13 protein-coding genes are annotated in these 15,186 nt (G+C 68.2%); 10 read left to right on the top strand and 3 right to left on the bottom strand.

Features of this window, described 5'->3' with window-relative positions; all coding sequences use genetic code 11:
• The first annotated feature begins 78 nt into the window (after positions 1 to 78).
• Positions 79 to 930 carry a TIGR02569 family protein gene (locus AC5592_RS17820; RefSeq protein WP_063064884.1) on the top strand — a complete coding sequence of 284 codons (852 nt, stop codon included), beginning with the start codon at positions 79 to 81 and terminating at the stop codon, positions 928 to 930.
• Positions 931 to 984: 54 nt separating this feature from the next.
• Here AC5592_RS17820 and AC5592_RS17815 read toward each other — a convergent pair whose 3' ends face one another.
• Both AC5592_RS17815 and AC5592_RS17810 read right to left on the bottom strand, forming a co-directional pair.
• Positions 985 to 2,451, bottom strand: a complete 1,467-nt coding sequence (locus tag AC5592_RS17815; protein WP_036504445.1) for an MFS transporter — start codon at positions 2,449 to 2,451, stop codon at positions 985 to 987.
• A 190-nt stretch (positions 2,452 to 2,641) separates the two neighbouring features.
• Positions 2,642 to 3,310, bottom strand: a complete 669-nt coding sequence (locus AC5592_RS17810; protein WP_036504444.1) for a FadR/GntR family transcriptional regulator — start codon at positions 3,308 to 3,310, stop codon at positions 2,642 to 2,644.
• Positions 3,311 to 3,375: 65 nt separating this feature from the next.
• Between AC5592_RS17810 and AC5592_RS17805 the strand changes: the two genes are divergently transcribed.
• The 6 genes from AC5592_RS17805 (at position 3,376) to AC5592_RS17780 (ending at position 11,393) form a co-directional block, all read left to right on the top strand.
• Positions 3,376 to 4,623 (top strand): MFS transporter, encoded by a 1,248-nt coding sequence (locus AC5592_RS17805; RefSeq protein ID WP_232329408.1) that lies wholly within the window; start codon positions 3,376 to 3,378, stop codon positions 4,621 to 4,623.
• A 315-nt stretch (positions 4,624 to 4,938) separates the two neighbouring features.
• Complete coding sequence (locus AC5592_RS17800; protein ID WP_036504478.1) at positions 4,939 to 6,417, top strand: nitrate/nitrite transporter; 1,479 nt, start codon at positions 4,939 to 4,941, stop codon at positions 6,415 to 6,417.
• A gap of 26 nt (positions 6,418 to 6,443) precedes the next feature.
• Complete coding sequence (nirB, locus tag AC5592_RS17795) at positions 6,444 to 8,999, top strand: nitrite reductase large subunit NirB (protein WP_063064883.1); 2,556 nt, start codon at positions 6,444 to 6,446, stop codon at positions 8,997 to 8,999.
• A 65-nt stretch (positions 9,000 to 9,064) separates the two neighbouring features.
• Entirely contained in the window at positions 9,065 to 9,457 is a 393-nt protein-coding gene (gene nirD / locus AC5592_RS17790; protein ID WP_036504441.1) for a nitrite reductase small subunit NirD, read from the top strand.
• Positions 9,454 to 10,680, top strand: a complete 1,227-nt coding sequence (locus tag AC5592_RS17785) for a uroporphyrinogen-III synthase (protein ID WP_232329407.1) — start codon at positions 9,454 to 9,456, stop codon at positions 10,678 to 10,680. The genes nirD and AC5592_RS17785 overlap by 4 nt, the downstream gene beginning before the upstream one ends.
• Complete coding sequence (locus AC5592_RS17780) at positions 10,677 to 11,393, top strand: sirohydrochlorin chelatase (RefSeq protein WP_036504440.1); 717 nt, start codon at positions 10,677 to 10,679, stop codon at positions 11,391 to 11,393. The genes AC5592_RS17785 and AC5592_RS17780 overlap by 4 nt, the downstream gene beginning before the upstream one ends.
• Before the next feature lie 74 nt (positions 11,394 to 11,467).
• Here AC5592_RS17780 and AC5592_RS17775 read toward each other — a convergent pair whose 3' ends face one another.
• Entirely contained in the window at positions 11,468 to 12,532 is a 1,065-nt protein-coding gene (locus AC5592_RS17775; protein ID WP_063064882.1) for an aldo/keto reductase, read from the bottom strand.
• 117 nt (positions 12,533 to 12,649) lie between these two features.
• Between AC5592_RS17775 and AC5592_RS17770 the strand changes: the two genes are divergently transcribed.
• The 3 genes from AC5592_RS17770 (at position 12,650) to AC5592_RS17760 (ending at position 15,185) form a co-directional block, all read left to right on the top strand.
• Positions 12,650 to 13,480 (top strand): helix-turn-helix domain-containing protein, encoded by an 831-nt coding sequence (locus AC5592_RS17770; protein WP_036504437.1) that lies wholly within the window; start codon positions 12,650 to 12,652, stop codon positions 13,478 to 13,480.
• Between the two features lie 104 nt (positions 13,481 to 13,584).
• Complete coding sequence (locus AC5592_RS17765) at positions 13,585 to 14,031, top strand: VOC family protein (protein ID WP_063064881.1); 447 nt, start codon at positions 13,585 to 13,587, stop codon at positions 14,029 to 14,031.
• Positions 14,032 to 14,201: 170 nt separating this feature from the next.
• A complete protein-coding gene (locus AC5592_RS17760; protein ID WP_036504434.1) occupies positions 14,202 to 15,185 on the top strand; it encodes an alpha/beta hydrolase in 984 nt (327 codons plus the stop codon).
• Position 15,186 lies beyond the last annotated feature (1 nt).

Here is a 15,186-nt window from a genome sequence, read left to right as displayed (position 1 = left end):
CTGGTACGCAGAAGTTTCCGGGGAGGCGGCTCAGCGCGTTGTCTCGAGTGGACAAGTTCCCGGGGTTACGGTACGGCCGTGACATCTGTCGAACCTCCGGAGCATGTGCGGGCCACTTTCGGGCTGCGCGAAGTGTCCCCGGTCGCGTTGGGCGACTGGGACGGTGGGTGGCGGTGCGGAGAGGTGGTGCTCAGCCCGGTGGCCGATCACGCCCGGGCGGCGTGGTCGGCGAAGGTGCGGGAAACGCTGCAGGTGGACGGGGTGCGGCTGGCGCGACCGGTGCGCGCCACCGACGGTCGCTACGTGGTGTCCGGCTGGCGTGCCGATACCTATATGGACGGCACCCCGGAACCGCGCCACGACGAGGTGGTGTCGGTGTCGTTGCGCCTGCACTACGCCACGGCGCGGCTGGAGCGGCCGCGTTTCCTGGCCCAGCAGCCGATCGCGCCGTGGGTCGACGTCGATGTCTTCGTCGCGGCCGACCGGGCCGCCTGGGAGACGGTTCCGCTGCGCAGCCTGAAAGCCGGCGGCATGCTGCCGGTGACCACGCCGGACGGCCGCCACAGCATCGATATGCTGGCGCAACTCGCGACGCTGCGGAAACCGGTGCGGATACCGTCGCAGCTCGTGCACGGTGATCTGTTCGGCACGGTGCTGTTCACCAGCGGTCAGGCTCCGGGACTTACCGACATCACCCCGTACTGGCGGCCCGCGTCCTGGGCGGCCGGGGTGATCGTGGTCGACGCGCTGTCCTGGGGCGGTGCGGATCCGGGTCTGCTCGAGCGGTGGTCGGATCTGCCGGAATGGCCGCAGATGTTGTTGCGCGCGGTCATGTTCCGGCTCGCGGTGCACGCGCTGCATCCGCGTTCGACGGCGGAGGCGTTTCCCGGTCTGGCGCACACCGCCGACATGATCCGCTTGATGCTGTAGCAGGCTCGCCGATCGAATGCGACCGGCGAGCCCGCAGTTCCCGAGTCCGCGGCTCTAGACGCCCGCGTGGGCCAGGGACGGCACCCGCTCGACGGCGAACGACGAGCGCAGATAGAACCACCAGGTGAGTCCGCCCATCACCAGGAAGGCGACGGCGTAGGCCCAGAAGGCCGGTGCCATCCCGCCGAAGTGGATATTGGATTCCCGCAGCGCCTGCTGCAGCACCCACCCGCCGGCCGCGCCGACCGCGCCGACGACGCCGATCGCCGCACCCGCCTGCCGTTTGGCCGCGGCCAGCGCGGTCGCCGGGTCCTGGCCGTATTCGGCGGCGCGGCGCTTGGCCTCGGCCCCGAAGATCGAGGGGATCATCCGGTAGGTGGAACCGTTGCCGATGCCCGACAGCACGAACAGCAGCAGGAACGAGATCAGGTACAGCGGAAAGTTCTTCACCGAGAGCGCGGCCACGATCAACGCGGTGGCGCCGGCCATGCCGGTGAAGACGTAGACCGTGATCCGCGCGCCGGTGAATCGGTCCGCGATCCACCCGCCGAAGGGCCGGCTCAGCGATCCGACGAAGGCGCCGAGGAAGGCGAGGTTGCCGATCGTGGACATCCAGCCGATCTTCGCCAGCTCCGGGAACGTGGATTTGAGCAGGGTGGGGAAGGCGAACGAGAAGCCGATGAACGATCCGAAGGTGCCGATGTAGAGCACCGCCATGATCCAGGTGTGCCGGTTGGTCAGTGCCAGCCGATAGGAACTGCCGTCGGATTTCGCGCCGGTGATCGAATCCATGTACCGCAGCGCGCCGAACATGGCGATCAGGATGAACGGGATCCACACCAGCACCGCGAGGGTGATGCCGAACCGGTAACCGGCCGGATCCTTCGCCATGAGATGGGTGCCCAGGGTGATGATCAGCGGCACCAGCAGCTGAGTCTGCGCGACACCCATATTGCCGCCCGCGGCGTTGATTCCCAGCGCGGCGCCCTTCTTCCCTTCGGGAAAGAAGAAATTGATATTCGCCATCGACGAGGAGAAATTGCCGCCACCCACGCCGGCGAGCGCGGCCAGCAGCATGAACACCCAGAACGGCGTGCCGGGCTGATTGACGAAATAGGCGAGTCCCAGCGTCGGCAGCAGCAACATGCCCGCGCTGAACACGGTGAACGCGCGACCGCCGAATTTCGGAATGGCGAAGGTGTAGGGCACGCGCAGCGCGGCGCCGACGAGGGTGGGTGTGGAGGTGAGCAGCAGCGAATTGGCCACGGCGTCCGGTCCGCTCAGATAATGAAAGCCCGCCGAACCCATGGCGGTGACCACGCTGGCCCACAGCACCCAGATACTGAATCCCAGGTTCTCGGAGAAGACCGAGAAGGCGAGATTCTTACGGGCGGTGCGCTTTCCGCCGTTCTCCCAGAAGGTTTCGTTGTCCGGCTCCCAGTGCTCGAGCCAGCGGCCGCGGGCCTGATGGTGGAAGTCGGGAGCGGCGGTGGCCGATATCGCGGCGTCGGTGGTAGTCATCGGCGCGTTCCTCTCGAAGGGATTGCGACCGCCCTCATCTCGGGGACCCGGAGGTCGGGGTCCGGCGGTCGTATCCACGGTAGGAACGCGAAATTACGTCCGATTCACGCTCCGTGACGTTCGCAGCAACACTCGCTCACCCCGCTTCCGGCACGACGGTGACGAATCGTTTACCTGCCGGCGGAGACGGTCACCGTTCGGGGTATTCGGCGATGAGCGAGCCGAGGAAGCAGTTGGCGGCGCGCGCGGCCCGGTCGGCGTCGCCGTCGATCACGGCATGCACCAGCTCGGCGTGTTCGTCGTGATACTGGTTGCCGTATTTTGTTGTGCGAGAACGAATCACGTCCTCGATCACGGGCAGCAGCGAATCGTAGAACTCGAGGTAGACGGTGTTGTGGCTGGCGGCGACGATGGCGCGGTGCAGCGCCACGTCCGCGTCGATCGCCGCGGTGCTGTCGGTATCCCAGGCCTGGCTGCGCCGGTCGAGCAGGCGCAGCAGGGTCTGCACGTCGTTGTCGTCGCGGCGCAGCGCGGCCAGCCGGGCGGCCTGCACGTCGAGGGCCTGGCGCAGTTCGAGCACATCGCGTTCGACGGCGTCGGCGAAGTATTTGGTGAGGGTGCCGCCGAGATCGGAGGCGGCGATGACGTAGGTGCCCGAACCCTGCCGGCGTTCGAGCATGCCGGCGTGCACGAGCGCCTGCACCGCTTCGCGCACGGTGTTGCGGCCGGTGCCGGTCAATTCGGTGAGTTCCGGTTCGGTCGGTATGCGCGAGCCGATCGGCCAACGCCCCGAACGGATTTCAGCGCGCAGCTGTTCGGTGACCTGAGCGATGAGGCTGGTGCGCCGGACTGGTTGCACGGCCAATAGAGTACCCCTCCTCACATTTGTTGCCCGCTTTCATCCAATCATCCTATGATTTCGCGGTGACGGTTACCAATCTGCAGTCGACCACCGACATCCGGCGCCGCGGTCTGGCCGAGGGCCGGATCCTCGTCCTCGTCGCCATCGTCGTATCGGCGCTCACGCTGCGCGTGGCGGTCACCGCCTTCACCCCGCTCGCCGAGCGGATCGGCGCCGATATCGGCTATTCCACCGCCATCGTCGGTGTCTTCGGCATGATCCCGACCGCCATGTTCGCGCTGGCCGGGTTGATCACCCCGATCTTCGTGCGCCGGCTGGGCCTGGAACGCACCGCACTGGTCGCCATGTGCATGGCCGGGGCCGGGCAGCTCACCCGGGCGCTGGTGCCCGACACCTGGGAGCTGCTGAGCCTGTCCGCGCTGGCGCTGGCCGGTATGGGAATCGGCAATGTCGTGATTCCGCCCCTGGTCAAGCGATATTTCGCCGATCGCCTGGCGGTGCTGAGTTCGGTGTACATCACGATGGTGCAGATCGGCACCGTGGTGCCGGCGCTGATCGCGGTCCCGGTGGCCGATGCGGCCGGCTGGCGGGTCTCGCTCGGGCTGTGGGCGCTGCTCGGGTTCGCTGCGGCGGTGCCGTGGCTGGGTGTGCTGCGGGGGCGGCGTGGTCACGATCGCGCGGACACCACCGCGGTGGCCGAGGTGCCGGGCGAACAGCCCGCGCGCGCGGGCAATATCCGGCGGTCGCCGCTGGCGTGGGGGATGGCCGCGATGTTCGGCATGACCTCGCTGGTCACCTACTCGATGTTCACCTGGCTGCCCAAACTCTTCGCCGACGCGGGCGCCGACGCGAGCTTCGGCGGCACGATGGTCGCCTTCTTCTCCTTCATGGGCTTGGCGGCCGCGTTGACCGCACCGTCGTTCACCGCCCGCATCGGCAATCCGTTCCCCGTCGTGATCGGCTGCGCGATAGCGTTTTTCGCGGCCTTCGCCGGTCTGCTGATCGCCCCGATGAGCGCACCGTGGCTGTGGGTGCTGCTGCTGGGGCTGGGGCCGAGCACCTTCCCGATGGCGCTCACGCTGATCAATCTGCGCACCCGCACCCAAGCCGGTTCAGCGGCGCTGTCGGGCTTCACGCAGGGCGTCGGCTACACCGTCGCCTGCGTCGGTCCGCTGCTGTTCGGTGTGTTGCACAGTGCGGTCGGCGGCTGGGGCGCGCCCTTCGCCCTGCTGGCGGTTGCCGTACTGGTGCTGGTGGCCGGCGCCTGGCAGGCGTGCAAGCCGCGCATGCTCGAGGACACCTGGCACTGATCGCTGTCCGCGGCGCGACCTCTCGGCTATTTCACCGCTCGGGTTGCGCCGCGGTGAGCTTGTGGCCATGATGTGAGCCGACGGGCGCGTAATGTGGCCCGGCCCACTCGCTGCCAGCGATCTCACCGACTCATCGCGTGAGCGTCGGCACTTTGTGACGCACGGAAACCGTTGTGTCATATGGGCGAAACAAAGTCCCGGTTCTCACCGGGAAGTCGCCGAATACGTGAGCAACCGTTGATTTCTGCGTCATGTGGCGCAGCATCGCGGCAATACCCGTTTTCTACCTTGGGGCCAACCGGATTTCAGGAGGCCCTGTTGAGCACGCTGACGCGTAACCACGACATCGAGCAATGGGATGCCGAGGATGTCGCGGCCTGGGAGGCCGGCGGCAAGAAGATCGCCCGTCGCAATCTGATCTGGTCGGTCGTCGCCGAACATGTCGGATTCTCGGTGTGGTCGATCTGGTCGGTGATGGTGCTGTTCATGCCGACGGACAAGTTCGGCATCGACGCCGCCGGAAAGTTCTTCCTGGTCGCCATGCCGACCCTGGTCGGCGGCATCCTGCGCATTCCCTACACCGTCGCCACCGCACGCTTCGGCGGCCGCAACTGGACGATCTTCAGCGCCCTGATGCTGTTGATCCCGACGCTGCTGACGCTGTATTTCATCAACCAGCCGGGCACCTCCTACACCACGTTCATGGTGGTGGCGGCGTTCGCCGGCCTGGGCGGCGGCAACTTCGCCTCCTCGATGACCAATATCAACGCCTTCTACCCGCAGCGGCTCAAGGGCTGGGCGCTGGGTATGAACGCCGGCGGCGGCAATATCGGCGTCCCGGTGATCCAGCTGATCGGCCTGCTGGTGATCGCCACGCTCGGCAACTCCTACGCATCGGTGGTCTGCCTGGTCTACCTGGCGTTCATCGCGGTCGCCGGTCTCGGCGCCGCGCTCTACATGGACAATCTGCGCAACCAGAAGGCCGATCTGTCCTACATGCTGGAGTCGCTGAAGGTCCCGCAGTCCTGGGCGATCGCCTTCCTCTACATCGGCACGTTCGGCTCGTTCATCGGCTTCAGCTTCGCCTTCGGCCAGATTCTGCAGATCGGCTTCAAGGCCGGCGGTGATTCGGCCGCTCAGGCGAGTCTGCACGCCGCGCAGATCGCCTTCATCGGCCCGCTGTTGGGTTCGCTGGCCCGCCCCTACGGCGGCAAGATGGCCGACCGCTTCGGCGGCAGCCGCGTCACGCTGGCCGGGTTCGCCGGAATGATGGTCGCGGCGGTCGTGGTCGCGGTGTCGAGTGTGGCCGCCGACCACAACGGCGGCGTGGCCTCGGGGGCGACCATGGTCGCCCTGGTCTGCGGATTCATCGCCCTGTTCGTGCTCTCGGGAATCGGCAACGGGTCGGTCACCAAGATCATCCCGTCGGTGTTCGACGCGAAGTCCAAGAGCCTGCCGGTGAGCGCCGGGGAGCAGGCCGCCTGGTCGCGCAACACCTCGGGCGCGCTGATCGGTTTCGTCGGCGCGATCGGCGCCCTGGGTGGTGTGGCCATCAACCTGGTGCTGCGCTCCTCCTACGCCTCCACCAACTCCGCGACCACTGCTTTCTGGGTGTTCCTGGGCTTCTACGTCGTCTGCGCGATCGTCGTCTGGTCGATCTTCCTGCGGCGGCCCGGAATGCGTTCGGCGCGTATCGAATCCGGTGTCGTCGCCCAGGCGGAAGCCTTGGTGCTCGAGGCCGAACGGTCGCCCGAATCCGATTCCACCCAGTCCACCACCTCGGCTCGCGCCTGACCATCGGAAAGCATCGGAGGACAGTCATGAACACGACAGTCGAACCCACGCAGCGCAAGACCGTGGTGGTCGTCGGCCACGGCATGGTCGGGCACCGGTTCGTGGAGGCGCTGCGCTCCCGCGACGAGGCCGGGCAATGGCAGGTCGTTGTGCTGAGCGAAGAGGACCAGGCCGCCTACGACCGCGTCGGCCTGTCGTCCTACGTCGGCGCCTGGGACAAGAGCGCGCTCGCCCTGCCCGGTAACGAGTACGCCGGCGACGCGCTGGTGGATCTGCGCCTCGGCGTGCGCGCCGACGAGATCGACCGGGCCGCCCGCAAGGTGACCACCTCCTCCGGCGACGTGATCGGTTACGACGCACTGGTTCTCGCGACCGGGTCGTATGCCTTCGTGCCGCCGGTGCCGGGACACGACCGTCCCGAATGTTTCGTCTACCGCACCCTCGAGGACCTCGACGGCATCCGGGCCGCCGCGCAGAACGCGGGCCCCGGTGCGGTCGGTGTCGTCGTCGGCGGCGGACTCCTCGGCCTGGAGGCGGCGAATGCCCTGCGGCTCATGGGAATGACGCCGCACGTCGTCGAGTTCGCGCCGCGGCTGATGCCGGTGCAGGTCGACGAGGGTGGCGGCGCGATCCTGGAGAAGCTGGTCACCGATCTGGGCCTGCACGTGCACACCGGTGTCGGCACCTCGGCCATCGAACCCGCCGAAGACGGTGCGGGCCTGCGGGTTTCGCTGTCCGACGAGTCGGTGATCGACGCCTCGCTGGTGGTCTTCTCCGCCGGCGTGCGCCCGCGCGATCAGATCGCCCGCGACGCCGGACTGGAGATCGGGCCGCGCGGTGGTGCGCTCACCGACCTCGGCATGGTCACCTCCGATCCGCACATCTACGCCGTCGGCGAGGTGGCGTCCGTGGAGGGCACCTGCTACGGCCTGGTCGCCCCCGGCTACACCACCGCCGAGATCGTCGCGGACCGGCTGGTCGGCGGAGCCGGCGAATTCCCGGGCGCCGACCTGTCGACCAAGCTGAAGCTGCTCGGTGTGGACGTGGCCAGTTTCGGGGACGCACACGCCACCACCGAGGGCGCGCTGTCGGTGGTGCTGCACGACGCCGCCAAGGGCACCTACGCCAAACTGGTGATCTCCGACGACGCGAAGACGCTGCTGGGCGGCATCCTGGTCGGCGACGCCTCGCAGTACGCGGCGCTGCGCCCGCTGGTCGGCAGCGAACTGCCCGCCGAACCGGCCGCGCTGATCTCGCCCGCGGGCGCCGAACTGGGCGCGGACGCCCTGCCCGACGAGGCGCAGATCTGCTCCTGCAACAACGTGTCCAAAGGGGCCATCGTCGGAGCTGTTCACGAAGGCGCCTGCGATATCGCCGGCGTCAAGAGCTGCACCTCCGCCGGAACCTCCTGCGGCGGTTGCGTTCCGATGATCAAGAAGCTGCTCGAGCAGTCCGGCGTGGAGATGTCGAAGGCGCTGTGCGAGCACTTCACCCAGTCGCGGTCCGAACTGTTCGAGATCGTGCGGGTGACCGGCATCCGCACCTTCTCGGAACTGATCGCCAAGCACGGCACCGGAATCGGCTGCGATATCTGCAAGCCGACCGTTGCCTCCATCCTGGCCTCGACCTCGAGCGACCACATCCTCGACGGTGAGCAGTCCGCACTGCAGGACACCAACGACCACTTCCTGGCCAACCTGCAGAAGAACGGCACCTATTCGGTGGTGCCGCGGATGCCCGGCGGTGAGGTGACGCCCGAGCAGCTGATCGAAATCGGCCAGATCGCCAAGGATTTCGGCCTCTACGTCAAGGTCACCGGCGGTCAGCGCATCGACCTCTTCGGTGCGCGGGTCGAGCAGTTGCCGCAGATCTGGCAGCGACTGGTCGACAAGGGGATGGAATCCGGCCACGCCTACGGCAAATCGCTGCGCACCGTGAAGAGCTGCGTGGGCTCGACCTGGTGCCGCTACGGCCAGCAGGATTCGGTCGGCATGGCGGTGCTGCTGGAGAAGCGCTACCGGGGACTTCGCTCGCCGCACAAGCTGAAGCTGGCGGTCTCGGGCTGTGCCCGCGAATGCGCCGAAGCGCGCGGTAAGGACGTCGGCGTCATCGCCACCGAGAACGGCTGGAACCTCTACGTCGGTGGCAACGGCGGCCTGACTCCGAAGCACGCGGTGCTGCTGGCCGGTGACCTCGACGACGAGATGTTGATCCGCTACATCGACCGCTATCTGATGTTCTACATCCGCACCGCGGACCGGCTGCAGCGCACCGCGCCGTGGCAGGAAGCACTCGAGGGTGGTATCGAACACCTGAAGCAGGTCGTCTGCGAGGACTCCCTCGGCATCGCCGCCGATCTGGAGGAGAGCATGGCCCGCCACGTCGCCGGTTACAAGGACGAATGGGCCGCTGTGCTGGAGGATCCCGCGAAGCTCTCGCGCTTCGTCACCTTCGTGAACGCGCCGGAGGAGGCCGATCCCACGATCGCCTTCGACGAGAGCGGGGAACGCAAGACGCCGGTTCTGCTCGGTATGCCCGAACTTCCGGCCATGCCGGCCGCAACTGCCACGCCCGGGAAATAGCCACGTAATCGTGCGGAAACAGGACACCGGTACCTATTAGGTAAGGCGTTCGGAGGAGATTACCGATGACCGTTATCGACACACCCGGCTTCGCACCGGCAACCACCACCGGCTGGACCTCGGCCTGCCGGCTCGATTATCTGATTCCCGGCCGCGGGGTGGCGGTACTGCTGAGGGGCGGACGGCAGGCCGCGCTCTTCCTGCTGCCCGACGGCACGCTCTACGCGGTCGGCAATATCGATCCGTTCGGGCGGGCGGCGGTCATGTCCCGCGGCATCGTCGGTGACCGCGCCGGTGTGCCGGTCGTCGCCTCGCCGCTGCTGAAGCAGTCGTTCTCGCTGCTGGACGGCCGCTGCCTGGATGACGACTCGGTCGCACTGCCCGTCTACGGCGTGCGCGTCGTCGACGGGGTCGTCGCGGTGACCAACGAACCGGTCCAGTACGGCGGTACACCGTGAGCGAAGCGCGACCCACCGAATTGAAACCCCTGGACGGCTTCACCATCGGTGTGACAGCCGCCCGCCGGGCCGACGAACTGGCCACGCTGTTGAGTCGCCGAGGCGCGAATATCGTTTCCGCCCCGGCGATTCGCATCATCCCCCTGTCCGACGACACCGAACTGGAGCGGGTGACCCGGCAGTTGGTCGCCGATCCGCCACAGATCGCCGTCGCCACCACCGGCATCGGCTTCCGCGGCTGGATGGAAGCGGCGGAGGGGTGGGGCCTGGCCGAAAACCTCCGGGACACTTTGGCTTCCACGCGCATGCTGGCCCGTGGCCCCAAGGCCAAGGGCGCCATCCGGGCCGCCGAACTGCGCGAGGAATGGTCGCCGGCCTCCGAATCGTCCGCCGAGGTGCTCGATCACCTGCTGGCGGCAGGGGTCGAGGGTGTGCGCATCGCGGTGCAGTTGCACGGTGCGACCACCGAATGGGAGCCGGTACCCGACTTCTGTGAGGTGTTGCGCTGCGCCGGCGCCGACGTCGTGCCGGTGCCGGTGTACCGCTGGGTGCCGCCGGACGATCGTGTGCCGATGGACCGCCTGATCGAGGGCGTGGTCACCTCCGCGCTGGACTGCGTCACGTTCACCAGCGCACCCGCGGTGGCCTCGATGTTGATGCGGGCGAAGGAAACCGGGCTGCTCGAGGGCGTCCTGCAGGCGATGCGTTCCCGGGTACTGCCGGCGTGCGTCGGCCCGATCACCGCCGCACCCCTGGAGGAACTCGGGGTGCCGACGTCCATGCCGGGCCGCGCGCGACTCGGTGCGCTGGCTCGCCACGTCGCCGAGGAACTTCCTCGCCGCGCCAACCGGATTCACGCCGCCGGGCACGAATTGAGCGTGCGCGGCGGCTGTGTCGTGGTCGACGGTTCGGTGCGTCAGCTCGCTCCCGCGCCGATGGCGTTGATGCGGGCGCTGGCCCGCCAGCCCGGCCGGGTCGTGTCCCGGGAGGATCTGCTCGCGGCGCTGCCCGGCGGCGGGGACGACACCCATGCCGTGGAGACCGGAATCGCCCGGCTGCGTGCGGGTCTCGGCACACCGAAGGCGATTCAGACGGTGGTCAAGCGCGGCTATCGGCTCGCTCTCGACCCCGCCGAATGCGTGGACAACAACGCCCGCCCGCCCGGCGGGTACGCCCCGTCGCTGCGTCCGCAGCGACCCGCGCCCATGGCGGGGGTCTGGTGACCGCCCCCGCGCTGGTGCTGGTGGCGCACGGCACCCGCAGTGCCACCGGGGTGGGGATGATCGCCGCGCTGGCCGATGCGGTGCGTGCGGAAATGGGAGGTACCGGCGCCGACGTGCCGGTACGGACCGCTTTCGTCGACGTGCTCGGCCCGACTCCCGCCGAGGTGCTGCGCGAGCTGAAAGGCATTCCGGCCGTGGTGGTTCCGGCCTTTCTCGCCTCCGGTTACCACGTCTACCAGGATGTCCCGCGCGAAGTCCGGGACAGCGGGCATCCGGATGTGGTGGTGACCCCGGCCATGGGCCCGGACCCGATGCTGGCGCGGGTGATGCGGATGCGTTTGCACGAGGCCGGTATGCGTCCCGGCGATGCGGTGGTCGTCGCCGCGGCCGGATCCTCCGACGCGCGTGCGCGCCACGATGTGCGGCAGGCGACGGCCATGCTGGCGCAGGAGCTGGACGTCGCGGTTCGCACGGCCTATATCGCGACCGGCGAGCCGCGGGTGCCGGATGTCGTTGCCGCCCTGCGGAAGTCCGGTGCCGAGCGGGTGTTCGTCGCCTCGTATCTGCTGGCGCACGGACTGTTCCATCAGCGCCTGCGCGAGGTGGGTGCCGACGGAGTCGCCGAGCCGCTCGGCATGCATCCGGCGGTGGTGCGCCTGCTGGCCGACCGATACCGCACTGCGGCGGCCGAATTCATCACCGCCGCAGCCTGATTCGAACGCTCCCGGCGGGGTCCGTACCGTCACCGTGAAAGATCGGTGCGGTACCCGGCCGGTGCGCGTCTCGCTCAGCTGCGCGGGGTGATCGTCAGATCGCCGTTGATCACCGTGTTGGTCATCTCGCGGGCGAGCATATTGTGCGGGAATCCGGGTTCGACGGCACTGGCCGCGTCCAGCCGTTCCAGTTGCGCCGCATCGAATTCCACATCCAGGGCCCCCAGATTGTCGGCGAGCTGAGCGGGGGTGCGGGCGCCGATGATGGGGGCGGTCACCGCCGGATTCCGCAGCGTCCACGCGAGTGCCGTCTGGGCCGGTGTCCGGTCCAGTTCCGCCGCGACCTGTTTCACCACCTCGGCGATCGCGAGGCCCCGCTCGGTGAGCGAACCGTTGGCCAGCGCCACGTTCTTACGACTGCCCTCCGGCGATCCCGCCGCCGAGGCGTCCAGATCGGCGGTGGTGTATTTGCCGGTCAGCACGCCGCTGCCGAGCGGCGACCACGGAATCACGCCGAGCCCGAGTTCCCGCGCCATCGGGAACAGGTCGTGTTCCACGGTGCGTTCGATCAGGCTGTATTCCACCTGCAGCGCCACCAGCGGAGACCAGCCGCGCAGGTCGGCGATGGTCTGCATGCGGGCGACCTGCCAGGCCGGGGTGTCGGAGATGGCGACGTAGAGCACCTTGCCCTGCCGGACCAGGTCGTCCATCCCGCGCAGCACCTCCTCGACGGGCGTGGTGAAGTCCCAGGCGTGCAGGTACAGCAGGTCGATGTAGTCGGTGTTCAGATTGCGCAGGCTGGCCTCCACGGAGGCGAACATCGACTTGCGGTTGTTGCCACCGGAGTTCGGGTCACCGGGCCGCCGCAGCATGGTGTATTTCGTTGCCAGAACCAGGCTTTCGCGATCGTCGCGCGTGAATTCGCCGAGCAGGCGCTCGGAACTGCCGTTGGTGTAGACGCTGGCGGTATCGATGAAATTGCCGCCGCGCGAGACGTAGTCGTCGAACAGTTTGCGCGCCTCGTCCCGCTCGGCGCCCCAGCCCCAGTCGGCCCCGAAGGTCATGGTGCCCAGCGCCAGCGGGGAGACCCGCAGCCCGGACCGGCCGAGCAGCCGATAGGTGTCGAGAGTGAGCGCCATATCTTCCTCCTGTGTGGATTCGATCTCGACGGCAAGTCTGCGCGGCCGGGACGAACGCGGTAAGGGAAGGTTTTTCCTGGGATCGCCGGTACCAGCCTCGTCGTAGGATCGACAGCGATGACCGGCACGGTGGAAGTGACACAGGAACTGGGGGCCTTTCTGCGCACCCGGCGCGAACGACTGGATCCCGGCGATTTCGGCCTGCCGCTGCGCCGCCGTTCCCGCCGCACCCCGGGACTGCGCCGCGAGGAGGTCGCCGAGCTGGCCGGCGTGAGCACCGACTACATCGTGCGGCTGGAGCAGGGGCGTGGTTTGCGGCCCTCACCGGAAGTTCTCGACGCGCTCGCGCAGGCCCTGCGCCTGGCACCGGACGAACGCATCTACCTGTTCGATCTGGCCCGGCAGCGGCCACCGGACGACGGCAAACCGGCGACCACGGCCTCACCGGAGCTGGTCCGGCTGGTCGCGGATCTGGCGCCGATACCGGCGATGGTGCTCAACCACCGCTACGACATCCTGGCCTGGAACCGCGAGATGTCGCGACTGCTACTGGATTTCGACACGCTGCCGCCCCGGCAGCGCAACTCCATGTGGCTGTGCCTGCTCTATCCGGGGATGGGCAACTTCTACGCCGATCGCGAGCGGACCGTGCGGGAGGGGATCGCCGGCCTGCGCGCCGCCTGGGCCGCCCATCCCGACGACCGCGTCCTGGCCGAGCTGATCGACGAATTCCGCACGTGCAGTGCCGAATTCGCCGAACTGTGGGAGCGCAGAGATGTGCGGGTGCAGGGCCGTGGGCGCAAGACGATGCATCATCCGCGAGTGGGTGCGGTCACCGTCGCCTACGAAGCGCTGATGCCGCTGCAGGACCCGGATCAGCGGCTGATCATCTACCGCGCCGCCGACGAAGCGAGCCGGGCGGCACTGGATCGTCTCGCCGCCGAATAGGCCGGCGAAAAAATCCCGAGAAAATTCGCGAACTGTGTCGAATGTGCGAGATCGGCCTCGACCAAGGGGTGACAGCGAGTCGGAAACACACCCCAGGAGCGATCATGACCGACATCAGCACCTTCCTCTGGTTCGACAGTGCCGCCGAGGAAGCCGCCCGGTTCTACACCGAGCACATCCCCGGCGCCCGCATCACCGGCATCACCCGCAACCCCGACGGCTCGGCCTTCGTCGTACAGGTCGATCTGGACGGACACGCGCTCACGCTGATGAACGGCGGACCCGGCCATCCCTTCACCGATGCCGCCTCCGTTCAGTTGGTGGTCGACGGGCAGGACGAGGTGGATCGGCTGTGGGCGGCGCTGACCGCGGGCGGCAAGCCGGGGCCGTGCGGCTGGCTGACCGATCGCTACGGCCTGTCCTGGCAGGTCGTGCCGGCCGAACTGCCGGCGTTGATGGGCGGCGCGCACGCGGCTGCGGCCGGCGCCGCGCTGCAGACCATGTCGAAGATCGATATCGCCGCGATCCGCGCCGCCGTCGCCGCGCACTGAGCCGCTTCCGCGGACGTCACCACCGGACCTTCCCGGTGGTGACGTCGGAGTGGCCGGGCCGTGGCAGCCACGCGGTTGGATAGCCCGCAGGATGCGGACGGCCCGGTCTCCCGGTGGACACACCCGCCGAGTGTGCTGCGGGGATCGCGACAGGGTGGAATACTCCGCGTATGCACCGGCTCCCGCGCTGTTTTGCTGTCCTGTTCGCCGCCTTCGCCTCGATTGCCGCGATTGTGCCCGCGGTAGCCTCGGCAGATCCCGGCGGGCCCGCCATCGTCGACGTCCATCCGCTGGGCGGTCGCCAATATTCGGTGGTGGTCTATTCCCCGGCGATGAACAAGCAGATCACTGTGTGGATGTCGCATCCGGATTTCGCGGCGCCGGCGCTGTATCTGCTCAACGCCGTCGACGGCGGTGAGGACGGCGGGCCGTGGACCAACCGCACCGACGTCGCGCAATTCTTCGCCGACAAACCGGTGAATGTGATCGTCCCGATGGGCGGACGGGCCAGCTACTACACCGACTGGAAGTCCGACGATCCGGTGCTGGGCCGCAACGAGTGGACCACGTTCCTGACCCAGGAGCTGCCGCCGCTGCTGAACTCGCGGTTCCAGATGACGGGCCGCAATGCCGTCGCGGGCACCTCGATGTCGGCGACCTCCGCACTCGATCTGGCGATCGGCGCGCCGGGCCTGTACCAGGCGGTCGGCGCCTACAGCGGTTGCCCGCTGACCAACGGCCCGATTCCGCAGGCGTACGTGTATTCGCAGCTCGGTGTCTTCGGGGCGAATGCCGGGAATATGTGGGGGGTGCCGGGTGATCCGGCCTGGGCCGCTCACGATCCCGTGGTGAACGCCGATCGGTTGCGCGGAACGGCCCTCTACATCTCCTCGGGCAACGGGGTGCCCGGCGTGCACGACACCCTCGCCGATCCCTCGATCGGCGGCAACGCGGGCGCGCTGGCCAACCGGGTCGCGGTCGGCGGCGTGATGGAGAGCGTCGTCGACTCGTGCACCGGACAGCTCACCGGTCGCCTTGCCGCCCTGGGCATTCCGGCGACCGTCGTACACCGCAACGGCACTCACGCGTGGGTGTACTGGCAGGACGATCTGCACGATTCGTGGTCGGTCTTCGCCCCGGCGCTGGGAGTGTAGG

Origin of the sequence: Nocardia violaceofusca NBRC 14427 (assembly GCF_963869435.1) — a bacterium.
Taxonomy (GTDB): Bacteria; Actinomycetota; Actinomycetes; order Mycobacteriales; family Mycobacteriaceae; genus Nocardia; species Nocardia aobensis.
The sequence above is the reverse complement of the archived record's forward strand: the minus strand, read 5'-3'. Positions and strand labels throughout refer to the sequence as shown.

What these genes read in the sequence shown, in the direction of transcription:
- AC5592_RS17815 (WP_036504445.1), bottom strand. Translation starts at nt 2,451, where the DNA reads ATGACTACCACCGACGCCGCGATATCGGCCACCGCCGCTCCCGACTTC.
- nirB (WP_063064883.1), top strand. Translation starts at nt 6,444, where the DNA reads ATGAACACGACAGTCGAACCCACGCAGCGCAAGACCGTGGTGGTCGTC.
- nirD (WP_036504441.1), top strand. Translation starts at nt 9,065, where the DNA reads ATGACCGTTATCGACACACCCGGCTTCGCACCGGCAACCACCACCGGC.
- AC5592_RS17775 (WP_063064882.1), bottom strand. Translation starts at nt 12,532, where the DNA reads ATGGCGCTCACTCTCGACACCTATCGGCTGCTCGGCCGGTCCGGGCTG.
- AC5592_RS17770 (WP_036504437.1), top strand. Translation starts at nt 12,650, where the DNA reads ATGACCGGCACGGTGGAAGTGACACAGGAACTGGGGGCCTTTCTGCGC.
- AC5592_RS17765 (WP_063064881.1), top strand. Translation starts at nt 13,585, where the DNA reads ATGACCGACATCAGCACCTTCCTCTGGTTCGACAGTGCCGCCGAGGAA.
- AC5592_RS17760 (WP_036504434.1), top strand. Translation starts at nt 14,202, where the DNA reads ATGCACCGGCTCCCGCGCTGTTTTGCTGTCCTGTTCGCCGCCTTCGCC.